General features: G+C 72.8%; 18 protein-coding genes. 6 read left to right on the top strand and 12 right to left on the bottom strand.

Features of this window, described 5'->3' with window-relative positions; translation table 11 throughout:
* Window positions 1-13 precede the first annotated feature (13 nt).
* Window positions 14-457 carry a nuclear transport factor 2 family protein gene (locus BLW82_RS06935; RefSeq protein ID WP_093497981.1) on the bottom strand — a complete coding sequence of 148 codons (444 nt, stop codon included), beginning with the start codon at window positions 455-457 and terminating at the stop codon, window positions 14-16.
* Between the two features lie 129 nt (window positions 458-586).
* On the opposite strand from BLW82_RS06935, the gene fabG reads away from it, so the two are divergent.
* Window positions 587-1387 (top strand): 3-oxoacyl-ACP reductase FabG, encoded by an 801-nt coding sequence (gene fabG, locus BLW82_RS06930; RefSeq protein ID WP_093497980.1) that lies wholly within the window; start codon window positions 587-589, stop codon window positions 1385-1387.
* Window positions 1388-1488: 101 nt separating this feature from the next.
* Here fabG and BLW82_RS06925 read toward each other — a convergent pair whose 3' ends face one another.
* The 10 genes from BLW82_RS06925 to BLW82_RS06875 all read right to left on the bottom strand — a co-directional run bounded on the left by BLW82_RS06925 (window position 1489) and on the right by BLW82_RS06875 (window position 12499).
* Window positions 1489-2637: an acyl-CoA dehydrogenase family protein gene (locus tag BLW82_RS06925; protein WP_177232859.1), complete on the bottom strand. Its 1149-nt coding sequence runs from the start codon at window positions 2635-2637 to the stop codon at window positions 1489-1491.
* A 50-nt stretch (window positions 2638-2687) separates the two neighbouring features.
* The gene (locus BLW82_RS06920) at window positions 2688-3212 is read right to left on the bottom strand and encodes a flavin reductase family protein (RefSeq protein ID WP_093497979.1); all 525 of its coding nucleotides are present in this window, start codon (window positions 3210-3212) and stop codon (window positions 2688-2690) included.
* On the bottom strand, window positions 3209-4918 hold the full coding sequence (locus BLW82_RS06915; protein WP_093497978.1) for an NAD(P)/FAD-dependent oxidoreductase: 1710 nt from the start codon (window positions 4916-4918) through the stop codon (window positions 3209-3211). The genes BLW82_RS06920 and BLW82_RS06915 overlap by 4 nt, the downstream gene beginning before the upstream one ends.
* 91 nt (window positions 4919-5009) lie before the next feature.
* Window positions 5010-5639 (bottom strand): antibiotic biosynthesis monooxygenase family protein, encoded by a 630-nt coding sequence (locus BLW82_RS06910; RefSeq protein WP_093497977.1) that lies wholly within the window; start codon window positions 5637-5639, stop codon window positions 5010-5012.
* Window positions 5640-5799: 160 nt separating this feature from the next.
* Window positions 5800-6711, bottom strand: a complete 912-nt coding sequence (locus BLW82_RS06905; RefSeq protein WP_093497976.1) for an MBL fold metallo-hydrolase — start codon at window positions 6709-6711, stop codon at window positions 5800-5802.
* A gap of 132 nt (window positions 6712-6843) precedes the next feature.
* Complete coding sequence (locus tag BLW82_RS06900) at window positions 6844-8337, bottom strand: cation:proton antiporter domain-containing protein (RefSeq protein WP_093497975.1); 1494 nt, start codon at window positions 8335-8337, stop codon at window positions 6844-6846.
* A gap of 80 nt (window positions 8338-8417) precedes the next feature.
* Window positions 8418-9200: an AfsR/SARP family transcriptional regulator gene (locus BLW82_RS06895; protein ID WP_256215678.1), complete on the bottom strand. Its 783-nt coding sequence runs from the start codon at window positions 9198-9200 to the stop codon at window positions 8418-8420.
* Between the two features lie 425 nt (window positions 9201-9625).
* Entirely contained in the window at window positions 9626-10318 is a 693-nt protein-coding gene (locus tag BLW82_RS06890; RefSeq protein ID WP_093497973.1) for a response regulator transcription factor, read from the bottom strand.
* A gap of 361 nt (window positions 10319-10679) precedes the next feature.
* The gene (locus BLW82_RS06885; protein WP_093497972.1) at window positions 10680-11783 is read right to left on the bottom strand and encodes an acyl-CoA dehydrogenase family protein; all 1104 of its coding nucleotides are present in this window, start codon (window positions 11781-11783) and stop codon (window positions 10680-10682) included.
* Window positions 11784-12295: 512 nt separating this feature from the next.
* On the bottom strand, window positions 12296-12499 hold the full coding sequence (locus tag BLW82_RS06875) for a hypothetical protein (RefSeq protein WP_093497970.1): 204 nt from the start codon (window positions 12497-12499) through the stop codon (window positions 12296-12298).
* Window positions 12500-12825: 326 nt separating this feature from the next.
* On the opposite strand from BLW82_RS06875, the gene BLW82_RS06870 reads away from it, so the two are divergent.
* The 3 genes from BLW82_RS06870 to BLW82_RS06860 all read left to right on the top strand — a co-directional run bounded on the left by BLW82_RS06870 (window position 12826) and on the right by BLW82_RS06860 (window position 18690).
* Window positions 12826-13809, top strand: a complete 984-nt coding sequence (locus BLW82_RS06870; protein WP_093497969.1) for a hypothetical protein — start codon at window positions 12826-12828, stop codon at window positions 13807-13809.
* Between the two features lie 85 nt (window positions 13810-13894).
* Window positions 13895-15742 carry an HSP90 family protein gene (locus BLW82_RS06865; RefSeq protein ID WP_093497968.1) on the top strand — a complete coding sequence of 616 codons (1848 nt, stop codon included), beginning with the start codon at window positions 13895-13897 and terminating at the stop codon, window positions 15740-15742.
* Window positions 15743-15744: 2 nt separating this feature from the next.
* On the top strand, window positions 15745-18690 hold the full coding sequence (locus tag BLW82_RS06860) for a hypothetical protein (protein ID WP_093497967.1): 2946 nt from the start codon (window positions 15745-15747) through the stop codon (window positions 18688-18690).
* A gap of 69 nt (window positions 18691-18759) precedes the next feature.
* Here the strand turns inward: BLW82_RS06860 and BLW82_RS06855 are convergent, their stop codons facing one another.
* Entirely contained in the window at window positions 18760-19971 is a 1212-nt protein-coding gene (locus BLW82_RS06855; RefSeq protein ID WP_093497966.1) for a cytochrome P450, read from the bottom strand.
* A gap of 124 nt (window positions 19972-20095) precedes the next feature.
* On the opposite strand from BLW82_RS06855, the gene BLW82_RS06850 reads away from it, so the two are divergent.
* The gene (locus tag BLW82_RS06850) at window positions 20096-20749 is read left to right on the top strand and encodes a TetR/AcrR family transcriptional regulator (RefSeq protein WP_218162355.1); all 654 of its coding nucleotides are present in this window, start codon (window positions 20096-20098) and stop codon (window positions 20747-20749) included.
* A gap of 354 nt (window positions 20750-21103) precedes the next feature.
* Window positions 21104-24463 (top strand): lectin, encoded by a 3360-nt coding sequence (locus BLW82_RS06845; RefSeq protein ID WP_256215677.1) that lies wholly within the window; start codon window positions 21104-21106, stop codon window positions 24461-24463.
* Window positions 24464-24539 lie beyond the last annotated feature (76 nt).

Genomic DNA, 24539 nt, shown 5'->3' with positions numbered 1-24539 from the left:
ACAACCACCTCTCTCAGAAACCGTCGTGGTCGACGAGCCGCTCCTGGTTGCGCAGCCGTCCGTCCTCGCGGACCAGGACGTCGCGCACCACGCAACTGCGGACCAGCTCCGGACCGTCGCCCGGCCGGGTGGTCAGCACCAGCGCGTAGCAGGTGCTGCGGAGCCTGCCGTCGCCCAGTCGCTCGACGTCGACCATCGTGAACATGTGGCGCCGCTGCTGCGGATCGACGGTGAACCGCTCGCGCACCTGGTAAAGGTCGGACAGGATGCCGGCCCGAGTGCGCGCCGGCTCCCGGCCGGGCGTGTGGCCGAACACCGCGTCCTCGGTGAAGGTGGCGGCGTACTCCTCCACCTTGCCCGCGTCCAGCGCCTGCATCTGACGCGCGTAGTACTGAAGAACCTCTGCGTACAACTCGGCGCTGACGCCGGTCGACTCCATCTCCTCGGACTCCTTCACGCGGTCGTTGATTGCGCTCAGTCTTCAATCGCGTCCAAGAGCCCCGGTCGAGGCGGGCTCGACGGCCGCGCCGCGGGGCTGGAGCGGGGCTCGACCGGGGCGCGAGCCGCCGCGGCGACGGTGGTGTGCATGAACGCATCCACTTCCACCGACAGCGAGCGGCCGGTCGCGCTGGTCACCGGCGCCACCAGCGGCATCGGCCACGAGATCGCCCGTACGCTGGCCCGCCAGGGCCACGCGGTCTACCTGTGTGCCCGGACCGCCAAGACCCTCGAGGACACCCTCACCGAGCTGCGCGCCGAGGGCCTGGACGTCGACGGCAGCACCTGCGACGTCACCTCGCCCGAGCAGGTGCGGGCGCTGGTCGAGGCCACCGTCGAGCGCTACGGGCGGCTCGACGTGCTGGTCAACAACGCCGGCCGGCCGGGCGGCGGCGCCACCGCCGAGGTCCCCGACGAACTGTGGTTCGACGTGATCAACACCAACCTGAACAGCGTCTTCCTGGTCACCAAGGCGGCGCTGACCAGCGGCGGCATGCTGGAGCGCGGCACCGGACGGATCGTCAACATCGCCTCCACCGGCGGCAAGCAGGGCGTGGTGCACGCGGCGCCCTACACCGCCTCCAAGCACGGCGTGGTCGGCTTCTCCAAGTCCCTGGGCCTGGAGCTGGCCAGGACCGGGATCACCGTCAACGCGGTCTGCCCGGGATTCGTGGAGACCCCGATGGCCGAGCGGGTGCGTGAGCACTACGCCGGGATCTGGGGCGTGGACGAGCAGGAGGCGCACAGCAGGATCACCACCCGGGTGCCGCTCGGCCGCTACGTGGAGCCGAGCGAGGTGGCCGCGATGGTCTCCTACCTGGTCTCCCCGGGCGCCGCGGCGGTCACCGCCCAGGCGCTGAACGTCTGCGGCGGCCTGGGCAACTACTGATCCCCGCTGACCCTCACTGCTCGCCACCGATCGCCACGACGTCAGGGCGCCGGGACCTCCACCGAGGTCCCGGCGCCCTGACGTCGTACGGGCGGCCCGGTTCAGGCCTTGAGCACCTGGTCGACCCAGCCGCGGGCGGCCGGCTCGAACTGCAGCGCCACATGGGTGGAGATGGCGGTGACGTCCCGCCACAGCCGCTGCATCGAACCGGAGACCGCCTGCCCGCGGGTGCCGGACTGGCGGAACAGCCGGTCGACCGCGGTCACCGACAGGTCGACGGCCAGGGCGCAGTCCCGCAGGTTGCGGGTGGTGTCCAGCGGGTGGGTGGCGGCGCCCTCGTCGGCGAGCCGGGCGGCCCGCTCCAGCAGCAGCCGGGCCGCGTCCACCTCGCCGGCCGAGCGGGCCAGTGCCTGCTCGGCGGAGCCCCGCACGCCCTGCACGCCGGTGGTGCCGGGCAGCTGCGGGGCGTGGCCGGCCTTCTCGGCGAAGTACACCGAGAAGGTGCGGACCATGCCGAGCGCGGCGCCGACCGCAGGCGCGGCGAACATCAGCCCGTTGACCGCCTGGAGCGGGGCGCGGTGGCAGGCCGCCGCGACCCCGCCCCGGGCCTCACCGGTGCGTCCGGCGAACAGGTCGGCCCGGTCGAAGGAGAGGTGCTCGGGCACGAACACCTCGTCGAGGACCAGGGTGTTGCTGCCGGTGGCGGCCATGCCGACGCTGTGCCAGGTGTCCTCGATCCGGTACGCGGAGCGCGGCAGGGCGAACAGCCGCGCCTCGCTGCCCGTCCCGGACTCCACCAGGCCGCACATCAGCGCCCAGTCCGAGTGGGCGACACCGCTGATGTACGGCCAGCGGCCGGCGACCAGCCAGCCCCCGGCGGCCGGCCGGGCGGTGCCGAACGGCGTCACGGACCCGACCAGCACCGTGTCCGGGCCGGCCGCCCAGATCCTCGCCTGGCCCTCCTCGGGCAGGAACGCCCCCGCCATCCGGGCGATCGAGGCGATCAGCGAGGCACACCAGGAACTGGCCGGGCACTCCTCGGCGATCACCTGGACGGCCTCCACCAGCTCGGTGAAGGAACCGGCGGTTCCGCCGACCGCCGCGGGGACGAAGTGCCGGGCGAAACCCGCCCGGACGATCTCCTCCAGCACGGCGGGATCGAGTTCGCGGGCCCGCTCGGCGGCCTCGGCACGGCGGCCGGCGGTCGCGGCGACCGCGGTCGCGGCGGTGCACAACCCGGCGGTGGGCATCTGTCGTCTCCTCACTCCTCGGGTACTGCTCGGGAACGGCGCGGATCTGGTCAGGAGGCGGCCGGCAGCCGGTGGAAGGCGTTGCGGAAGAAGGTCAGCGGCCCCTCCTCGCGCTGCACGGCCAGGTCGATCACCTCGCCGATGACGATCACGTGGTCCCCGCCGTCCACCTCGCGGTCGATCCGGCACTCCAGATAGGCCAGCGCGTCCGGCAGCACGGGCACGCCGGTGATGCCCGGCCGGGTGGCGGCCTGCGCGGTGTGCCGGGTGTGCCGGCTGGCGAAGGTGCGGCACAGCTCCTCCTGGTCGGCGGCCAGGATGTTCACCGCGAAGGCACCGGTCCGCCGCAGGACCGGCAGTTCGTTCGAGTCGTTGTGGATGCAGACCAGGATCAGGGCCGGGTCGAGCGAGACCGAGGTGAAGGAGTTCACCGTCAGGCCCGCGGTCCGCCCGGTGCTGCCACTGGTGATCACGGTGACGCCGGTGGCCCAGTGGGCGCAGACGCTGCGCAGCGCCTGCGGGTCCACCAGGGCAGGGTCCGGCGGCAGCAGGCCCGCCGCGTGGCGCTCGCTCATGCCGCACCGTCGAGCAGTGGATCGGCGAACAGGCCCTGGCTGCCCTCGGAGATCTCCTCCGCCTGGGCCAGCGTCAGCAGGACCGGCCCGGTGTGCAGGCCGTCGCGCTGCCAGTCGTCGGGACGCAGGCTGATCGCGTACGGGTTGACGGGCACCTCCGGATCCGGGGTGACGCCGAGTCCGCGGGCGGCCCGGTGGAAGACGGCGACCGCCAGCGCTTCGGCGACCCTGACGTCACGGGAGATCTCGGCGGCCAGTTCGTCGTCGGTGTAGTCGACCACCAGGGTGGCGTGGCTGTCCTTGATCGCCTTGGCCGGCACATAGGCGTTGGCCGGGCCGTCGGTGACCACCTTCTCCAGCTCGTTCCAGTCGCGGAAGACCTGCTGGACCCGGTCGTTGACCGCGTACAGCTTCTCGAGGTCGCCGCGCACCCGCTGCATGAACGCGTAGTCCAGGAAGCGGTTCTTGACGAAGACCAGCACCACGCCGACGTGGTTGAGCATGGCGTCCCAGCACAGCTTCGGCACCATCACCGCCGGGTTCCCGAAGGCCGGGTAGTGGTCCTCGACCTTGGAGAGCACGAACCGGAAGGTACGCAGGTGGAAGTCGTTGTAGAACTCCAGCCGCTCGGCGATCTCCTCGCCGGCGAAGTCCCGGACGACCAGGTCGGTGGTGACGCTGTTGCCGTAGCCGATCATGTCCGAGCCGGGCGAGTAGAAGGCGTCCACGAAGGCACCGGCCTCGCCGACCAGCATCCAGCGGTCCGGCGAGTACACCCGGTCGGTGCTGAAGGCGAAGTCCTTCAGGGTGATGAAGTCCGCGATGTCACCGGTGCGGCCGTCGACCACCTCGGCGAGCTGCGGCTCGTTCGCGCGCAGCCACTCCTGGACCTTCTCGAAGGTCCGGATCTCGTCGTACGGGTGGATCCGCGGGTCCGCGCAGACGCCGACCGAGATGTGGTCCGAGCCCAGCGGGATCAGCCACACCCAGTAACCCTCGCCCATGAGGTGGTTGGTGGAGAACTTGCGGATGCCGGCGCGGTTCATCCGCTCCATCCACGTGGGGTCGTCCCTGCCCCACTCCTCCAGGTCGATGCCGCCGGTGAGGCGGAACCAGGAGGCGTTGATGGTGTGGGACACCTCGCGGGACAGGCCCAGCTTGCGCTTGACGAAGTGGGCGCGGCCGGCCGCGTCGACCAGCCAGCGGGCGTCGATGGTGCGCGGTTCGCCGCCCTGTGTGTAGGACACCGTGTGGTCCGCGTCGCCCTCGCGCAGTTCCACGTCGGTGATCGAGGCGCCCTGGCGCAGGTCCACACCGGCGTCCAGTGCCATCCGGGTCAGCTCGTTCTCGAACCGGCCGCGGTCGATCTGGTAGTTGTTGTGCGCCGGGAACTCCCGCGGGCCGAGCTCGATCCGCTTGGTGAGGTCCCGGTTGCCGCCCGCGGGCTGGAAGAACCGCAGGCCGTTCTTCTTCAGGTGGAACTTCTCCAAGTGCTCCTTCATCGCGACGATCTCGGCGAAGTAGTGCGCGCCCGCCGGCACCGTCGACTCGCCGACCTTGAACGCCGCCTCCGGCGCCAGGCCCTCCCGCTTGTCGAGGATCACCACGTCCGTCTCCGGACGGGCGTTCTTGAGCTGGACCGCGAGCGTGAGACCCGCGAGCCCGCCGCCGAGGATCACCACATCGGTCGTAGCCTGATCCACCATCGCTCCTCCTGCTGGTAACAAGTCGTCAAGAAGTCTGTGGGGGCGCTCTCGCGGCCCGCTCAAGCCCGCGTGGAAGCGGGCCGGCCGAGGGTCAGAGCACCTCGGCGACCACCTCGAACAGGCCCGGATTGGCCGTGGCGTACGGCGGGTTGACGGCCTTTCGGGCCTGGAACTCCGGGTCGGCCTGCAACGCCTTCCACACCTCGACACTGGCGTAGTGCGCGACGTTCACCAGCGGCAGCGAGGCGTCGGAGACGGCCCGGTGCATGCGGAAGTCGACGAAGCCCGGTGACTCACTGGCCCGCTGCGCCCGGGGCCGCCAGGCACCGAGGAACTCCTCGACCCGCTCGTTCGGCAGCTCGAAGAGGTTGATCATGGTCACGCCGGCGCCGTCCGGCCGCTCCGCGGACGCGGCTTCGGCGATCATCCGGTACACCCCCCGGTGGACGGTCTTGGCGTACTTCTCCGCGCCCGGCCCCTCCTGCTCGCCGGCCGCCGCGGCGGCCAGGTCCGCGGCGTCCGCCCAGTCGGCGACCGCGACCAGCTGGAAGCGGTGCTCGGCGCGCAGCGCCCGGTGCAGGCGGGCGCCGCGGAAGCCGGGTGCGGTGCGCAGCCGTTCCAGGTGCGCGCGCCAGCCCTCGATGAACTCCCCGGTGTTCTCGACCGGCGCTTCGAGTACCGCGATCAGGGTGACCGGGCCGCTCTCGTGCTCCGTGCTCACGTGTCCGTCCTCTCCCCGCGGGGCGTCCCGTGGGAGTCGTCGTGTCAGTCATCGGTCGTCAGCCGTCAGCCGTCAGCCGTCAGCCGTCAGCCGTCAGCCGTCAGCCGTCAGCCGTCAGCCGTCAGGCGTCAGGCGTCAGGCGTCAGTCGGTCGTGTGTCGTCAGGCGTGGCAGGCGGGAAAGCCGCCGTGCAGCTCCGCCATGCCGCGGACCATCTCGTCGACGCCCGCGAAGTCCTCCGGGCGTCCGCCGCGCAGTTCGCCGTAGGCGCGGTACAGGTTGGGCACCAGCCGCTCGGAGTCCAGGAAAGCGGCGAACTCGCCGAGGTCGGCGGCGCGGGCCACCGTCAGCGGGTCCAGCCCCTCGGCGAGGCCGGCCTCGGCCAGGTCCAGCAGCCGGGCCAGGTAGCGCTCGGTGGTCTCCAGCAGCTCCGGGCCGCCGACCGGGCCGTGCCCGGGCACCACGGTGACCGGTTCGAGCGCCCGCAGCCCGGCCACCGCCTCGCGCAGGCCGCCGACCGAGCCGGTCAGCACGAACGGGGTGACCGCGTTCATCACCAGGTCGCCGGCGAACAGCACCCGGCTGTCCGGCAGCCACACCACCGTGTCGCAGGAGCTGTGCGCCGGGCCGAAGGCGCGCAGCCGTGCCTCCCGCGCGCCGACGCGGAGCGTGAGTTCCTCGGCGAAGGTGATCTGGGGCGAGGCCGGTTCGACCGCGCCCCAGTCCACGTCGGGCCACAGGGTGGTCAGATGCAGTCCGGTGCGGACCGCCTCCTGCCGGGTCCGCTCGGCCGTCACCACCACCGCTTCGGGGAACAGGTGGTTGCCGAAGGTGTGGTCGCCGTGTGCGTGGGTGTTGACCAGGAGCCGCGGGGGCCGCGGCGCGGTGTCCGCGACCAGCTCGCGCAGCCGCCCGGCCCGGACCTCGGTGGCGGCGGTGTCGATCAGCAGCGCGGTGCCGGCGTCGACCACCAGCCCCGCGTTGTTGAGGCACCATCCGCCGTCGGGCTGCAGGAAGGCGTGGACCCCTTCGGCGATCTCTTCGAGTCTCGGTGCACCGGTGAAAGCTGCCATACGGCCACTGTCGTCCGGGGCGCTCGACGGCCGCTCGAAGCGGCCCCGGTCACCGGGCGGGACGGCCCTGGAGTCCGCCCGGCCCACCTCGCGCGGGCGCGGGCGGCGCGCCGGAGGATCCCGCCCCGGTTCTCAGGGCTGACGGGCCGCGGCCGTCTCCTGGGCCTGGGCGGGGACTTCGGCGGGGGACAGGCCGCCGCCCGGGGTCGCCGAGAGCCGGTCGAGCCGCAGCAGACGCAGCAGCGGATCGGTCGCCACGGTGGTCACGAGGGTCATCACCACCAGCACCGCGAACAGCCGGGAGTCGATCACTCCGAGGGACAGACCGACATTGAGCACCACCAGCTCCGTCAGGCCCCGGCAGTTCATCATCACGCCGAGCCCCAGCGCCTCCCGGTTGCCCTCACCGGCCAGCCGGGCCGCCGCGAAGGTGCCGCCGATCTTGCCGGCCACCGCCACCAGCAGCACGAGCGCCAGCACGCCGAGCGCGGACAGCGAGAAGACCGACTGCAGCCGGGTCTGCAGGCCCACCGCCGCGAAGAAGAACGGCAGCAGCAGCCACAGCGCCAGGCCCTCGGTCCGGTGCGCGAAGTCCCTCACCGTCCGGGAGGACCGTGGCATCACCACGCCCGCCAGGAAGGCCCCGAAGATCGCGTGCACACCGAGCACATTGGTGGTCACCGCGCAGATCAGCACGAAGAAGGTGATCAGCATGCCGATCGGCAGCACTCCGCCGCGTCGGCTCTCCAGCACCCGCAGCACGTGCGCCAGCGCCGGACGCACCACGAACCACAGGACCGCGGTGAAGGTCACCACCTCGGCCACGGCGACCAGGACGCCCAGTGGCGAGTCGTTGCGCACCTCGGCGACCACCACGCCCAGCGCGCACCAGGCGGTGACGTCGCCGACACCGGCCATCGCCAGGCCCATCGCGCCCAGCCGGGTGCCGATCAGCTCGCGGTCGGACAGGATCCGGGCCAGCACCGGGAACGCGGTGACCGACACCGACAGCGCCACGAACAGCAGGAACGGCGCGGTGCGCACACCGTCGGGCTGGTAGTCGCCGCGCAGCCGCAGGGCGACGAACATGCCCAGCAGGAAGGGCACCGCGAGCGCCGCGTGCCCGGCGGAGAGCACCTTGCCGCCGAGTCTGCGCAGCATGGTCAGGGGCATCTCCAGCCCGACCAGGAACATGAAGAAGACGACGCCGAGCTGGGCCAGGGTGTTCATGACCGGCGTCACCGTGGCGGGGAACACCTCCTTGGAGACACCGGGGGCCAGCGCCCCGAACACCGACGGACCGAGCAGCAGGCCGGCGAGGATCTCGCCGACCACCGGCGACTGGCCGGCCGCGCGGGCCGCCAGGCCCAGCAGCCCGGCCGCCGCGACCACCACGGCCCCGGCCACCAGCACGTGGCCGGCCAGGTCGGCGGGCTCGGCCGGCTTCGGTGCTCCAGCGGTCTCCAGCGCCGGGTGACCGACGCCGTGTCTCAGCATCAGAAGCGCCAGCGCCATCGGCAGCAGGACCAGCAGGCCGTAACCGGCCACGGCACGCGCCGTGCCGCGGGAGCGGGGCGGGCCGCTCTCCGGTTCTCCCGCGCCGGACATGGATGGATCGTGCGCCATTGCCAGGTTCTCCTCGCAGGACGATGGTCCGGGACGGAGCGGTCGCTCCGTCCCGGATCTGTCGGGTGGGTGACGGCGGGTCAGCCGGTACGGAGCAGGGCGGTCACCGAGCCGCCGTGCACACCGTTGAGCACCTCGGCCTGCAGCCGCTGCACCTCCGGCGTCGGCTCCAGGCCCAGCTCGGTCCTGAGCACCCTGCGCAGGTCCTGGTACGCCCGCAGCGCTTCGGCGCGGTAGCCCGCGGCGCGCAGCGAGTCGATGAGCTGGGCGTGCAGCCGCTCGTTGAGCCTGTGCTCGGCGACCAGCGACCGGAGTTCGGGGATCAGCTCCTGGTGCCGGCCGAGCCGTGCGTCCGCCTGGATGCGCAGTTCCAGCACGCGCAGCCGCAGCTCGCACAGGTGGGCCTTGTGCATGGTCAGCTCCGGCCCGAGGTTGATGTCGGCCAGCGCCTCGCCGCGCCACAGACCGAGCGCCTGCCGCAGCCGTTCGGCGGCCTCGGCGACGTGGCCCTGGCGCCACAGGCAGCGCCCCTGTTCCGACAGGGCGAGGAAGCGCTCGGCGTCGGTCCGCCCGGTGCGCAGTTCGTAGCCCGGCGCCTTGGTGACGATCTCGCAGCGCCGCTCACCCCGCGGCACGGAGTCCAGGATCCGGCGCAGTTGGTAGACGTAGGTCTGCAGGGTGGTGGCCGCACTGCGGGGCGGCCGGTCGTCCCACAGTTCGGCGAACAACGTGTCGGTGCTGACCACCCGGTTCGCGTTGAGCGCCAGCAGCGCCAGCACCGCCTTCACCCGCGGCGCGGTCGGTGCCAGGTCGCGCGCGCCGGCGGTGACCTCCAATTGACCGAGCACATGGAATGTGATCACGATCTTTTCCCCCGTTCACAGTTTTCTCGTTCACCTCGATGCGGAATCGATTCACTTTCAACCAACTTGCCTGCCGAGCCCGCGGGGACAACAATGCCCTTTTGGCGGGCGGCGCACCACAATCTCCCAAGGCCCCCTCGAGCCCTGCTTGAGTCCCGGGAACACCGAAAGGAGCAGGGTGAATACTCCTTTGGATACCGCGGTCGCGGAACTCCGCCATGGGCAGGTAAAATCAGATGTGCTAATTGTGAATTTCACATTACCCGCCCGGTCCCTTGCCGGGAAAGTCAGCCCAAGTAGTCATCTGAGCTGAAATGTCTGCATTGTGGTGAGAGTTCGCCTATGGGGTACTCCCGGTCCGGCGTCGGCGGGCGGCCGTGTTTCTTTGGGGGCAGCGTTCGGGCGGCCGTGGCGGCTGAGGCGGCTCACTGGCCGCGCCGCGCCGCCGGGGGCTGGATGACCAGGGCGTTGATCGCCTTGTTGACCGCGTCGATGCGCGAGGTCGCGCCCAGCTTGCTGAAGATGTTGCGCAGGTGGCGCTTGACCGTGGCCTCGGTGATGTCCATCCTGGCCGCGACCTGACGGTTGGTCAGCGCCTCGGCCACCAGGGTCAGCACTGCCAGCTCCCGCGCCGACAGCACGTCGGAGGAGGACGCGTCCGGGGCCGGATCCGCGGTCGGCTGCGGCACCGCGGCCGCCGGCCGCGCGGCGCCCGAGGGCACGGTGATGGTGACCGTCTGCTGCCTGCTGCCGGCGATGTCCCGCACGGTCGACAGCAGCAGGCTCTGACTGACGCTCTTGTGCAGGTAGGCGCGCACGCCCAGGCCCAGCAGCCGCTGCATCAGCGACAGGTCGCTCTGCGTGTGCAGCACGACGATGCCCACCGGGTGGCCGCAGCCCAGCAGTTCACTCACCGTCGACGTCGGGTCCCGGCCGGGCGTCCCGATGTCCAGCAGTACGACGTCCGGCCTCCGCTCGGCGACCGCCCGCACCGCGGACGGCCCGGCGTCGACGCCGTGTGCCTCCAGGTCGGGCTGGGAGTCCAGGACATGACAGAGGGCTTCGCGTGGCAGGCGATGGTCGTCGACGACGACTATGCGCACGGGTTCCGGAGTCACCTAGCCTCCGAAGACGTCCCAGGTGAACCGGTGAGTGCCCGAAATCCGCGCCGGTCCGGACGCCCGGAGAAACGGAAAGGTGAATTCCACCTAGTAGGGCGATTGCCCGTCCTGCCACTGATTTTCACGTCTCCCCCTGGATCCCCGTAATCCGGGTTCCCAAGTCTACTGCAGTGGCAATTCAGGAAGCTTGCAGGCGCGAGCGGGAGAACCTGCGGTCCGCGCAGTGGCTCGGTCAGCCGACGAGCGTCACGAACGGTTCCCGGATCCGGTGACGAAACGGCGGGACCGGCCCGTTCGGCGGGGGGCCGGCCCGCGCGCGTCCATCGGACGGATCCCGGCGCCCCGGCAGCCGACCGCCCTACGCGCCGCTCGCGGTGTCGAAGCGCAGAGCGGTGTGACTCGCCGCGCAGTGCACGTCACGCCAGATGCGCTGGAGCGGGTCGTCCTGCGCCTGCGCGCCGCAGCCGGCCGCCCGGAACAGCCGTTCCACCGCGTCGACCAACTGGTCCGCGGCCAGCGCGCAGTCCCGCCGCGCACGGGCCGGTTCACCCTCGCCGCCGGGCCCGCCGTCGCCGGCCAGCGCCACACGGCGCAGCAGCAGCGCCGCGCTCTCGATCTCGCGCTCGGCCCGTGCCAGTACGCTCCGCGCCCGCGGGTCGTCCCCGGGCGCGAACGGCCCCCCGACGGTTCGACCCCCCGACCGCGCCGACCAGGCCCGTACGGCCGCACGCGCCGCTCCGAGCGCGGGGGCGGCGAACAACGTGCCGCTGATCGTGCGCAGCCTGGCGGTGTGGCACGGGGCGCCGGAGCCGACGGCCAGGCCCTGGCGGACGGCCCCGCGCGCGACGGACCGGTGCCCGGGGACGAACGCCCCCTCCACGATGAGGGTGTTGCTGCCCGTGGCCCGCAGGCCGACGTTGAACCACGTGTCCACGACCCGGTAGTCCCGGCACGGCACGGCGAAGAACCTGGCCACCGTCCGCTCCCCCCGGGGCACCAGCGCGCACACCAGAGTCCAGTCGGCGAAGTCCACACCGCTGACCGTCGGCCACTCACCGGTGAGCCGCCAGCCACCGGCCTCGGGGGTGGCGCGTCCGCCCGGGTTGAGCGCGCCCGCGATCACGGTCTCGGCGCCGGTGGCCCACAGCTCGCGCTGCCCCTCCTCCGGGAGGTACACACCCATCCGGGCGGCGCCGGCGATCACCGCGGCGATCCAGGCGGCGGAGGTACAGCCCTCGCCCACCGTGCACACCGCGTCCAGGAGTTCGCCGAAGCCGCCCGCCCGTCCGCCCCAGCGGACCGGCACGAAGTGCCGGGAGAAGCCGGCCGCGACCAGCGCGGCCACGACCTCGCCGGGCAGCCGCCGGGCGCGGTCCGCGGACCCGGCGTGCCGGGCGGCCAGTGCGGCGGCCACCCGCACCCGGTCGGCCGTGTCGGTGGGGGTGAGTACGAAGCCGGACATGGGTGGTGCCTCCTCGCTACTGGGCGTCGGCGTACCGCCCCAACCTCGCCGGACGCGCTGGAGGACGCCTGGGGAACCCTTGGAGCGGTTCGGCCGCAGTGGGCCCGGACGGGTCCCGCGTCCGTCGCCCGCTCACTCCGGCCCCCGGACGGACAGCTGACGGTACGTGAGGTCGAAGATGCTCCCCAGGAGGTCGGCCAGAGTGTGCTCACCCAGGTCCGGCCCGACGGGCGCCTGCGCGGGCTCCTGGTCCGGGAGAAGCTCGCCGCCGCCGTGGCCACCGCGCGGGCCCTCGGCGGGGAGGGGGACCTCGGCCCCGGCACCGCCCGGTCCGGCTCCGTGAGCCTGACGCCGGACCGGCACCGCACGGGGTGGGAGCCGACGGGAGCGGTCCCCGGAAGCCTCGTCGGCGCGAACAGGCCTCTCGCCGGCCCGGTGGCGTTCCCAGGACGGCTGCATCCCCGCGCCGCCCGGCCGGTCCGCCGTACCCGGGGCGCCCGGCACACTCCGCTTCACGCGCGCACCGCCGGCCCGCCGGTGCCGGCCGGGGCGTTGCGCACTTCGCGCGGGTGGAGCAGCGGCGGCCGGGCCGGTTCCGGCCGGCCGCCGGACGGCCGGCCGAAGCCCCGCGGCTTCCCGTCCCCGCGGGTCGTCGTCACCGCCGTCACGCCGGTCGGTACCGGTCCGAAGATCACCTCGAGCGCCGTCACGTCCATCGGCATGCACCTCCGCAGGCACCGCGTCCGATTCCCGGGCCACCCCCGGCAGCCTCAGATACTCGTCCCGGGTGCTGGAGAGCGGCTGGATCTGCGGTCGACCCCGCCCTGCGGCCTGCCGGCGTCTCGTCCCGGACCCGCTCCCGGAGCTGCCGAAGGGGCTCCCTTCCGGGCGCCGGCCGGCGCGGCGGCGGGTGCGCCCGGCGTCCGCCGGTGCCGAACCGTCCGTTCGCCGTGCACCATCCGTGGAAACTCCGTGGAAGTGCTGTCGGTGGTGGCCCTTATGCTGCACCCGATGATCACGCGGATCTTGGGGAGGGCGCGGCATGTTCGGCAAGCTGTTCGGCAGAGGCGGGGAGAGACCGGCGGCGGATCCGCACGCGCTTCCCGTGCCGCGCAGGCAGAACGGGGTCTACAAGCTGCAGTCCCTGGGGGACACCCGGGTCATGGCGCTGCTCGTCGCCGCGGAGTCGGGTGACTGGGACGCGCTCAGGATGGCCCTGGCCCACTTCGACCTCGGCCGCGACCACCAGGTGCTGGGCGAACTGTCCGACGTGGACGGTCTGCAGGACTGGATCGGCCGGGTCGTCGAGGAGGACGAGGAGCACCGGGCGACGGCCCTGCTGATATCCGGGGCACGGCACGTCAACTGGGGCTGGGAGGCCCGTACCTCCGCGCGTGCCACGGACGTCTCGCGGGAGCAGTGGCGCGTCTTCTACGACCGGCTGCAGATCGCCGAGGAGCACCTGCTGGAAGCCGCCGAGCTGCGGCCGGAGTGGATCACCCCGTGGCGGCGCCTGCTCACCTCGGGCCGCGGCATGTCGGTCGGCACCGCCGTCAACGAGGCCCGGCTCGACGCCGCCCTGCGCCGCGACCCGCTGGACCTGGCGACCCACATCGAGTGGGTGTCCCACCTCCAGCCCCGGTGGCACGGCGGGTCGGGCCAGGCCCTGGAGTTCGCCCGCAAGTCGTTCGCCGGCGCTCCCGACGGCCACCGCCTCGGCTGCGTCGTCGCCATGGCCCATATCGAGGACTGGGTGGAGTCGGACGACAAGGACTGCCTCGACACCCCCGAGATCCAGGGCGAGTTGAGGGACGCGGCCAGGCGCAGCATCCTGCACCCCGGCTACGAGCGGCGCCCGGGCTGGCAGGAGGACTTCAACATCTTCGCCATGGCCCTGTCGCTGTCGGCCGAGAGCGTCGTGGCCCCGCGCGTCTACCACGAGCTGGACGGCGCCTGGACCCGGTGGCCCTGGACCTACATGGCGCAGCCGGAGAAGACGTACGCCAGGTTCCGGCGCCGCGCCTGAACCGGCCGCCGGCGCCGGCGCCCGCCGCGCCGCCCGGCGCACCTTCCGTCCGCCACCCCTCGAACACCCCACCCCGGACTCTGTGATGACTCTGCCCCACACCCCCGCGAGCCCGGCCGCCGCCGACCGCACCTTCCAGGTGGATCTGCGCGGCCTCGTCGACCTCCTCTCCCACCACCTCTACTCCAGCCCCCGCGTCTACCTGCGCGAGCTCCTGCAGAACGCGGTGGACGCGCTCACCGCCCGGCACGGCCTCGAACCGGGCGCCCCGGCCGGCGCGTTCGGCATCCGCCTGTACGCCGACGGTTCGGTGGTCCGGGTGGAGGACGACGGGGTCGGCCTCACCGAGGCCGACGTGCACACCTTCCTCGCCACCATCGGCCGCAGCAGCAAGCGTGCCGAGCAGGTGGCCGAGCAACGCGCCGACTTCATCGGCCAGTTCGGCATCGGCCTGCTCTCCTGCTTCCTGGTCGCCGACGAGATCCACGTCGTCAGCCGGTCCGCCCGCACGCCCGACGCCCCCGCCGTGGAGTGGCGCGGCCGCGGCGACGGCAGCTACACCGTCCGCACCCTGCCCGCCGCCGCCCGCCCCCGGCCCGGCACCACCGTCACCCTCACCCCCCGCGCGGACGCGGGGGAGTGGACCGGGCCGGTCGAGGTGCAGGCCCTGGCACGGCACTTCGGCTCCCTGCTGCGCCACCCCGTGACCTTCGACGACGGCGCCGGCGGCCCGGCCGCACCCGTCAACCCCGAGCCCGCACCCTGGGCGCGCTCCTACCCCACTCCGGGCGCACGCTCCCGCGCGCTGGCCGCCTACGGCGAGGAGGTCTTCGGCTTCACGCCGCTGGACACCGTCGACCTGGACCTGCCGGCCGTGGGTCTGAAGGGCATCGCGTGCGTGCTCCCCGAGGCGGTGCCGGCCGGGCGCCGCCACGGCCACCGCGTGCACGTCAAGGGCATGCTCCTGTCCGAGCAGGCCGAGGAGATCCTGCCCGAGTGGGCGTTCTTCGTCCGCTGCGTCCTCGACGCCGAGAGCCTGCGCCCGACCGCGTCCCGCGAGTCCCTCTACGAGGACGACACCCTCGCCGCGGTCCGGGACGCCCTCGCCGAACGGCTGCGCGCCTGGATCTCCCGGACCGCCGCCAGCGACCCCGAACTCCTCGGCCGTTTCCTGCAGACCCACCACCTGGCCGTCAAGTCGCTGGCCGTGCACGACGACGAGATCCTGCGGATGCTGCTGCCGTGGCTGCCGTTCGAGACCACCGACGGACACGCCACCCTCGACGAGTTCGCGCGCACCCACCGCACCGTGCTCGTCACCTCGAGCGTCGAGGAGTTCCGGCAGGTGGCGGCGATCGCCGGGGCCGCCGGGCTCGGCGTCGTCAACGGTGGCTACACCTACGACCGCGAACTCGTCCACCGGCTGCCGGAGATCAGGCCCGAGGTCGCCGTCGCCGACCTCGACCCGGGCACCCTCACCGCCCACCTGGACCCCGTCGACCGGGAGACGGAACTCGCCGCAGCGGCCTACCTCGCACAGGCCCGCGACGCCCTCGCCGTCTTCGACTGCGACGTCGCCCTGCGCACCTTCCAGCCCGCCTCCGCCCCCGCCCTCCTCCTCGACAGCCGAGAGGCCCGGCACGAGCGCACCCGTTCCCAGCTCGCCCGCGAACAGCAGGGCGGCGTGTGGGGCGACATCCTCGGCCACCTGCGCCAGGAGGCCCCGCGCGCCCAGCTGATCCTCAACCAGCTCAACCCGCTGGTCCGCACCGCGGTCACCATCGACGAGCCCGAACTGGCCCGCACCAGCGCCGAGGCCCTCTACGGGCAGGCCGCGATGCTGTCCCGGCGCCCGCTCAGGCCCGCCGAGTCGAGCCTCATCAACCGCTCCTTCCTCGATCTCCTCGCCCACGCCCTCCGCAAGGACAGCTGACGATGCCCACCGCACCCCATCCCCAGAACACGGACGAGCTGTACCAGGCGCTGCAGGAGAACGACCGGCGCCCCTACGGCCGTACCCGCACCGTCACGGCCGAGGAACTGGCGGAGGCCGCCGAGCAGTTCGCGGAACCCCGCCCGCTCGTCCACGCGCTCCTCGAACTGCAGGAGGCCTACACCTACGGCTCCGAACCGCGTAAGTCGCCCGTCGTCTTCGCCCGCCTGCTCACGCTCTTCGACGAGCAGCCCGACGTCTTCGACGAGCGGCTGCGGCACACGCTGTTCTGGCGGTTCAAGTGGGTGGCCAACGCGCTGATCGCGCTGCCCGAGATCCCGCTGGCGAGCCTGCGCCAGTGGCTGACCGAGATGCGCGACCGCTACGAGAAGGCCGGTCTCGAGCTCCAGCCCTGCTACGCACAGGCCTACCGGCTCGCGGCCCACGTCGGCGAGGACACCCACCTCGCCTACGAACTGTGGGCGGGACGCACTCGTACCCGGCTCAGCGACTGCGAGGCCTGCGAGATCTGCGAGCGCGCCCTGTACCACCTGGACGCGGACGACGACGAGCGGGCGTTGCGCACCTGGCAGCCCGTCCTGGACGGGAAGGAGTCCTGCCAGGAGGAGCCCGCCCGCTCCGTGTCGTACGCGCTGCTTCCCCTGCTGCGCACCGGTGCGGCCGACCGGGCCCGCGCCCTTCACCTGAGCGGCTACCGCGCCTGCCGCCGCAACCCCTCGATGTCCGGCGAGGTCGGCCGGCACCTGGAGTTCTGCGCGCTCACCGGCAACGAGGCACGCGGCCTGGAACTCCTCGCGGAGAACCGGAACCTGTTCGACGAGGTCGACTCGCCGCTGGACCTGCTCGGCTTCCTCACCGGCGTCGAGGTCCTCCTCCAGCGCGTCGAGACCCTCGGCCACGGCGAGCTGCCCGCCGCCGGATACGCGGGCCGGACCTGGACGGTGGCCGGACTGCGCGCCGAGGTGTGCGGCCGCGCCGACGATCTCGCCGCCCGCTTCGACGCCCGCAACGGCACCACGGCCCACGCCGACCGGCGCCGGGCCCGCCTGGACCGCGCTCCCCTCCTCGACGCACTCGAACTGACCCTGCGCACCCGCGGCCTGGACGACGTGGCCCCGGCGGCCGCTCCTGCCGTCGCCGCCCGTACGGCCGCCGCCGTCCCCGAGTCGCTGCCCGAACTCGTCGTCCGGGCACGGCAGCTGGACGCGGAGGGCCACCCGGACGCGGTGGCCTGCTGGGAACGGCTGCGCACGCTCGTCGCCGCCCCCGGCTACGCCCACCCCGACGACCCCGCCGTGGGACCACCGGCACGGCTGCGCGCGGACCTGCTGGAGGACGAGGCGGGCCGGGCGGCCGAGCGGGAGCAGTTCGACGCGGCGGCCGCCCTGTACGAGGAGGCCGCGGGCCGGTACGACGAGGCCGGGGCGGCGGGCCACGCGGCACTCGCCCGCGCCTGCGCGCTGCTGCCCGGGGGCGGCCTTCCCGGGAAGCACGGCGACGGGGCCGAGGAGCAGGCCGCCGCGCTGACCGCCGCCCACGCGGCCCTCGTCCGGCTGCACGAGGAGGCGGCCGGCCTCGCCCCCTACCAGGAGGCGCGGCTGCTGCGGCTGCGGGCGACCGCGCTCGGCATGCGGCTGCAGGCGTCGAGGGACGAGGAGCACGTCGCGCCGGTCCTCGCCGAGGTGGACCTGCTCCTCGCCTTCGCCACCCGGCACGACATCGCCGGACAGGTCTCCGGCGCCCGGCTGCTGCGGGCCAGCACGTACGCCGTCTCCGGCGACCTGCCCGCCGCGATCACGGAGCTCGACGCCCTCCTCGACGAGCTGAAGGCCCACGGCCCCGCCTGGCACCTGCCCCGCACACTCGGCCTGCGCGGCCGGGTCCGGTTCGGTCTCAAGGACGCGCGGGCCGCGTACGCGGACCTGAGCGAGAGCCTGCGACTGGCCGCCGACTGGCCGTCCAACGCGGCCGGCACCGCCCGGCTGCACGCCGATCTGGCCCAGGTCTGCATGCGCCTGGACCGCCCCGATGAGGCACTTCGGCACCTGACCCGCTCCGCGGAGCTGGAGCTGCGCCACGGCAGCCGGTTCGACGCGTTCTGCACCTACAGCAACGCGGCCCAGCTCAGCCTCGACCTCGGCCGCGTCGAGGACTGCATCGCGCTGCTCGACTCCGTGCTGGCCGAACCGGACGTCGCCGCGGGGGAACTGGACGACCGGCTCGTCGCACAGCTGCGTCTGGCCCGCGCCCGCGCGCTGCACGCGGGGGAGGACCGCAAGGCCGCCACGGCCGAGTACGCCGCCCTCGCGGCCGAGTCGGCCGACTGGGACGACGACCCCGGCAGCCACGCCATGATCGCCGCCGAGACCGCCGTGCTCCTCGCCGAGTCCGGCGAGTACGGCCCGGCCCGCGAGGCAGCCGACCAGGCCCTCGCCGCGCACGCCCGGGAACCGCGCTACGAGCAGCTCAGCAGCTGCCTGCGCGAACTCGCCCGCCTCCAGGCCCAGCACCAGGGAGCCGAGGGCCTGCCCGACGCCCTCGCCCTGCTCGCCGACGCGGGCCGGATCGCCGACGAGGCCCGCGCCACGGGGTACCGGGCCAGGGGCCGCGACCTGGACAGCGCGCTCGCCTACGAGCACGGCCGGGTCAACGCCTACGCCTGCGAGTACGAGGCCGCCCTGACCGCGCTGGAGAAGGCCCTCGCCCTGCTCGGCGAACCCGAACCCGAGTCCCACGACAGGGAGCAGGTCGGCGAGTGGGCCGAGTGCGTCCGGCTGGCGGCCGTGGTGGAGGGCCGCTACCTGGAGCGCTCCGCGCCCGCCCTCGCCCGGATCGACGGGGCGGTCTCCCGGCTCACCGCCCTGGGCCACGCCGAGGAGACGGAGTCCCTGACCGCCCTGGCGGCCAGGCTGCGCGACGAGGGGTGACCCGGCGGGCGCGGACGCGGCCCGGCCCCACGGCCGGCCCGCGGCCACGCCCCTGTCCGGGCGGTGCCCTCACCAGGTCACGGGCAGCTCGCGGACCCCGCCGGTGAGGGTGGTGCGCAGGGCGAGGTCGTCGACGTCCTTGGCGAGCCGCTGACCGGGCAGCCGTTCGGCCAGGGCGGCGAAGACGATGCGCAGCTCCGTCCGGGCCAGGCTCGCCCCGATGCAGAAGTGCGGGCCGTGGCCGAATCCGAGGTGGTTGCGTTCCGGACGGTCGGGATCGAACGTCTCGGCGTCGGTGTAGACGGACGCGTCCCGGTTGGCCGAGTTGATGGAGAGGATCACGGCGTCGCCGGTACGGATGGTGACCCCGGCGACGTCGACGTCGGTGTGGGCGTAGCGCAGCAGACCGAGGTCACCGGGCGCGCCCAGGCGCATGATCTCCTCGACGGTGGCGTTGACGCGGCCGGGCGGGTCGGCGGTCAGCGCCCGCCACTGGCCGGGACGGGTGAGCAGGAAGAGCGTGCCGAGGCCGATGCGGTTGACGGTCGTCTCGTGCCCGGCGAACAGCAGCCCGACGCAGAGCCGGATCATCTCCGAGTAGTCGAAGTCCGCGTCGGCGCTCTGGGCGCGCACCAGGTCGGAGATGACGTCCTCGCCCGGCCGGGCGCGTTTGGCCTCGGCGAGCGTGATCATGTAGTCGTTGAACTCGTCCCGGGCCCGTTCGGCCTCGTCGCCGATGGCGTAGTCGGCCATGCGCTCCGACAGCGAGGCGAAGTGCTCGCGGTCGGTCTCGGGCACGCCGAGCAGCCGGCAGATGACCGCGACGGGCACCGGGAAGGCCAGCCCCGCGTGCAGGTCGACCACCCCGTCGGGCGCGGCGGCCCGCTCGGCGAGCAGCCGGTCGATGCAGCCGTCCACCAGCTGCCGTACGTGATCGGAGAGCATCACCATGCGCCGGGCGGAGAAGGCCGGGGTCAGGAGCCGGCGCATCCGGGTGTGGTCGGCCTCCTCGGTGGCGTAGGTGCCCGAGGGACCTTCCTGTACCGCAGCGCTCGTGATGCGGGACGCCCGTTCCGGCTCGGGATGGGAGCGGCCGAGCCGCCTGTCGCCGAGGAGGTCGCGGACCTCCTCGAACCGGGTGACCAGCCAGGCCGGATCCCCGGCGGGCGTGGTGACCGGCGTGATCGGCGCCTCCCGGCGCAGCACCTCGTACAGGGGTGCGAGATCGAGCACGTTCGGCCGTGCGAAGGGAAGTCGGGAACGCTCGGCGGCACCGTTCATGGTCCTCCTCCTGGACCTCGGAACGCGATCTTCCGGCACTTCGACCGTAACACTTTATTGTCAGTCACTGCCAATAATGTTTTCGGCCAGTCGCCCCGCGGTTCCGGCGTGGTTGGATCGCCCGATGGAGGACGTGACGGTGGACAGCGGCCCGATGACGCCGCGCCGGGGACGGCCCCCGGTCAGCGACCGGCAACGGCAGCGGCAGCGCCTGGACATCTCCCGGCACGCGGTCCGGCTGTTCGCCGCACAAGGCGTGGCCGCCACCTCCGGCGAGCAGATCGCGCGGGCGGCCGGCGTCTCGGAGCGCACGCTGTGGCGCCAATTCCCCCGCAAGGAGAGCTGCGTGGAGCCGCTGCACGCCCAGTCGATCGCGGCCTTCCAGGCGGTCCTGCGCGCCTGGCCGCCCGGCGTCGACCTCACCGAGCACCTGCGCACCGCGTACCGGCCCGCACTCGACGCGTCGTCCGGCGGGGACGCCGAGGCGGTGCTCACCGTGGTCCGGCTCACCCACGACGAGCCCGCGCTGCGGGCCGTCTACCTGGTGCTCCGGGAGCGTGCGGAGGACACGTTCGCCGACGTGCTCACCGAACGCGCGGGCGGGGCCGCCGGCCTGCTCGACGTGCGGCTGCGGGCCGCCACCATGAGCGCCGTCCTCAAGGTGACCACCGACGGCCTCGCCCGCGCCGTGGCCGCGGAGGGCGTCACCCCCGAGGCGCTGCGGCGGCACCGCGAACAGCTCGCCGAGGCGCTCGGCCCGGTCACCCGGGGGCTGTAGGGGCGGTTGCCGGGGCGTCGTGACCCGCCTTGCCGGGGCGCCGTAACTCCCGCAAGTGATACCGGCATCGAGCCTGGCGCACGCCCCGTGGCGAACTTCGCACCCAGAAAGTCCTGTTGGCCTCGTTGACATGCCGCAAGCACAGGCGTTTCACTCAACTCTCGTGCATGGCAACGTTGTCAGGCCGCCGTGGGGGCGACCGGGCTCGTTGCCTGTCGCCGGCATTCCGGTGTTTCTCGGCGCGCCGACACCTGATGTGCGAAGCACGAACTGCTGCGGAGGCAACCGATGGTGAGACCCCGACGTTCAACCGCACCACCCTCCACCCGAGCGGGACTGCGCAGGCACCTCGCCGTGGCCTGCGTCCTGGGCATGGCGGCTCTGCCGCTCACGGCGACGGGAAACGCCGTGGCCGCGAGTGGCAAGGCGCCCGCCCTCGTGACGGACCCCGCGTCCCTCGTCAACCCCCTCATCGGCACCTCCGGTGCGGTGGACACCTTCCCCGGCCCCGACATGCCGGCCGGCATGGTGCAGTGGGGGCCCGACACGACGCCGAACCGTCCCGACGGCGGCGGCTACGAGTACGCCGACAAGAAGATCTCCGGCTTCAGCCTCACCCACGTCTCGGGACCGGGCTGCCCGGTCGCCGGCGACCTGCCCGTGCTGCCGCTGACCGGCGCGCTCTCGGGCGACCTCGGCAGCACCTCCGTCGGCTTCAGCCACGCCGACGAGCAGGCCGCCGTCGGGTCGTACAAGGTCACCGACGCGGGCGGCGTGAAGACCGAGCTGACCGACACCACCCGCGCCGGGCTCGGCACCTTCACCTTCCCGGCGGGACAGCAGGCCAACCTGCTGTTCAAGCTCAGCGGGGGCGCCACCCAGGTGGACGGGACCCGCGTCCAGGTGGTGAACAGCAAGGAGATCAGCGGCGCGATCGACAGCGGCCACTTCTGCGGCGCGAGCAACCGGTACACGCTGCACTTCGACATCAAGTTCGACCGGCCGTTCGCGGCGAGCGGCACCTGGGTCGGCTCCACCATCACCCCCGACGCGACGTCGCTGAAGGCGGGCAAGGTCGCCCAGGCCCCGCAGAAGTCCACGTCGAAGCCGTTGAAGGAGAAGCACTTCACCGTCCCGGCGAAGCCGGCCCCGACGGTCCACGGGAGCGCTGCCAAGGCCTCCGCCAAGACCTCGGGCACGCCCTCCGCACCACCGAGCGCCGGTACGGCGTCCCGGCTGTCGAAGGCCGCCCAGGCCGCCCAGCCGCCCACGACCGGCGCCAACGGCATGTACCTGACCTTCGACACCTCCGCGAACACGACGGTCACGGCGAAGGTCGGCATCTCGTACACGAGCGACGCCAACGCGGCGGCCAACCTCGCCACCGAGATCAAGAACTGGAACGTCGGCGCCGTCGAGAAGGCCAACCACGACGCCTGGAACGCGGTGCTGAAGAAGACAGATGTGGGCGGCGGATCCACCGACCAGCAGACGCAGTTCTACACCGCGCTCTACCACGCCCTGCTGCACCCCAACGTCTTCTCCGACGCCAACGGCCAGTACATGGGCATGGACAACCAGGTCCACAAGCTGGCCAAGGGGCAGCAGGCCCAGTACGCCAACTACTCGGGCTGGGACACCTACCGCTCCCAGACCCAGCTGATGGCGTTGGTCGAGCCCAAGGTCGCCAGTGACGTCGTCACCTCGATGCTCAACGGCTACGACCAGACGGGCCTGCTGCCCAAGTGGGCCTCGAACAACGGCGAGAGCTACGTGATGGTCGGCGACCCGGCGGCCGGCATCATCGCCGACGCGTACGCCTTCGGCGCCACGGACTTCGACACGGCCAAGGCGCTGGCCGCGCTCCAGCACGAGGCCACGGTCCCGAACAACGACCGCCCCGGCGAGTCCGTGCGGGACGCCAAGGGCTACCTCCCGCTGGACGAGAACGACTACAACTGCTGCAACTTCTACGGCCCGGTCTCCACCCAGCTGGAGTACGACTCCGCCGACTACGCCCTCGCCGCCTTCGCCAAGTCGCTCGGCAGGACGGACGTCTACACGAAGTTCGCCACCCGTGCCCAGGACTGGATGAACGTCTTCAACCCGCAGACCGGCTACATGCAGGCGAAGAACAAGGACGGCCAGTTCGCGGGCGGCTTCACCCCGGGCACCTCCAACGGCTTCGTGGAGGGCACCTCCGCCCAGTACACCCCCATGGTCCCCTTCAACCTGCAACAGCTCATCCAGGCCCGCGGCGGCACCAAGGCGTACTCGTCCTACCTGGACAGCCTCCTCGACGACATCACCAGCCCCGGCGGCACCGACGCCGACCTGAGCAACGAGCCCAGCGTCGAGATCCCCTGGGAGTACAACTACACGGGGCAGCCCTGGAAGACCCAGGCGGCCGTCCGCGCGGCCCAGCAGGGCCTGTACTTCAACGCGCCGGTCGGCTCCTTCGGCAACGACGACCTCGGAGCCATGAGCTCCTGGTACGTCTGGTCCGAGCTCGGCATGTACCCGGAGACCCCGGGTACGGACACCCTGGTGCTCGGCAGCCCCGCCTTCCCGGTCGCCCAGGTGACCCTCGGCAACGGCAAGACGGTGCGGATCAACGCGCCGCAGGCCGCGCCCGACGCGCCCTACGTGCAGTCCCTGAACGTCAAGGGAAAGGCCTGGAACGCCTCCTGGCTGACCTACCAGCAGTTCAAGGGCGCCGGCACGCTCGACTACACGCTCGGCACCCAGCCGAACACCTCCTGGGCGTCCGGCCCGTCGGCGGTGCCGCCGTCGGACACCACGGGCGGCGGCCGGGTGCTCGCGGCGACCGGTCCCAGCAACGGCCTGGTCCTCCAGCCGGGCACGGGCGACGACGCCACCCTCGACCTCACCAACCTCGGCAGCAAGGCCGTCACGGTCGACTGGACGGCGACCGCGCCCTCCGGCGTCACCCTGGACACGGCCTCCGGCTCGCTGACCGTGCCCGCCTCGGGCAGCGCCGAGGCCAAGGTCCACGTCACGGCCGGCGCGACCGAGGGAACCTACCCGGTCACCTTCGCCCTGACCGACCACGGCACGGGTACGGCACTGTCCGGGGCGAGCCTGCGGGTGGCCGTGGCCAAGGCCGGCGCGCTGTGGCCCTACAACACCAACGAGGGGATCTACCCCGACGGCGCCACCTACTCGGGCGGGTTCGACGGCGGCGGCTGGGCCTACTCGCAGAACGCGCTGTCGGCGGCCGGCGTCACCAGCGGCTCCACCCTCACGGTGGACGGCATCTCCTACACCTGGCCGACGGTGACGTCCGGCCGGCTCGACAACCTGGAGATGGCCGGGCAGACGATCTCGATGCCGGCCGGCACCTCGGGATCGTCGCTGGGCCTGCTGGGCGCCGCGGTCAACGCCCCGACCGACGGCAGCGGGGTCTCGGGCACCCTGACCGTCACCTACACCGACGGCACCACCTCGCAGGCGACGGTCGGCTTCTCCGACTGGACGCTCAACGGCGGCCCGAGCAAGCCGCTGCCGGGTGACACGACGGCCGTGACCACCGCCTACCGGAACACCGGGAGCGGCGGCCGCGACGGCGTGAAGACCTACGTCTTCGCGACGAAGGTCACCCTGGACCCGGCCAAGCAGGTGGCGTCGGTGACGCTGCCGGTGACCGGCCAGACCGGCACCGACCACCTGTTCGCCTACGGCTTCGGCCAGTAGGACGTACGGCGGCACGGACGAGGGGGCCGGTTCCCCGGGCGGATGCCCGGGGAACCGGCCCCCGCACCGTGGTGCC

Origin of the sequence: Streptomyces sp. Ag109_O5-10 (assembly GCF_900105755.1) — a bacterium.
In the GTDB taxonomy this organism is placed as follows: Bacteria; Actinomycetota; Actinomycetes; order Streptomycetales; family Streptomycetaceae; genus Streptomyces.
This window is presented reverse-complemented; position numbering and strand designations above follow the sequence as displayed.

Coding starts and splice junctions, on each gene's coding strand:
- fabG (WP_093497980.1), top strand. CDS start 587: ATGAACGCATCCACTTCCACCGACAGCGAGCGGCCGGTCGCGCTGGTC.
- BLW82_RS06925 (WP_177232859.1), bottom strand. CDS start 2,637: ATGCCCACCGCCGGGTTGTGCACCGCCGCGACCGCGGTCGCCGCGACC.
- BLW82_RS06920 (WP_093497979.1), bottom strand. CDS start 3,212: ATGAGCGAGCGCCACGCGGCGGGCCTGCTGCCGCCGGACCCTGCCCTG.
- BLW82_RS06915 (WP_093497978.1), bottom strand. CDS start 4,918: ATGGTGGATCAGGCTACGACCGATGTGGTGATCCTCGGCGGCGGGCTC.
- BLW82_RS06905 (WP_093497976.1), bottom strand. CDS start 6,711: ATGGCAGCTTTCACCGGTGCACCGAGACTCGAAGAGATCGCCGAAGGG.
- BLW82_RS06900 (WP_093497975.1), bottom strand. CDS start 8,337: ATGGCGCACGATCCATCCATGTCCGGCGCGGGAGAACCGGAGAGCGGC.
- BLW82_RS06885 (WP_093497972.1), bottom strand. CDS start 11,783: ATGTCCGGCTTCGTACTCACCCCCACCGACACGGCCGACCGGGTGCGG.
- BLW82_RS06875 (WP_093497970.1), bottom strand. CDS start 12,499: ATGGACGTGACGGCGCTCGAGGTGATCTTCGGACCGGTACCGACCGGC.
- BLW82_RS06870 (WP_093497969.1), top strand. CDS start 12,826: ATGTTCGGCAAGCTGTTCGGCAGAGGCGGGGAGAGACCGGCGGCGGAT.
- BLW82_RS06865 (WP_093497968.1), top strand. CDS start 13,895: ATGACTCTGCCCCACACCCCCGCGAGCCCGGCCGCCGCCGACCGCACC.
- BLW82_RS06860 (WP_093497967.1), top strand. CDS start 15,745: ATGCCCACCGCACCCCATCCCCAGAACACGGACGAGCTGTACCAGGCG.
- BLW82_RS06855 (WP_093497966.1), bottom strand. CDS start 19,971: ATGAACGGTGCCGCCGAGCGTTCCCGACTTCCCTTCGCACGGCCGAAC.
- BLW82_RS06850 (WP_218162355.1), top strand. CDS start 20,096: ATGGAGGACGTGACGGTGGACAGCGGCCCGATGACGCCGCGCCGGGGA.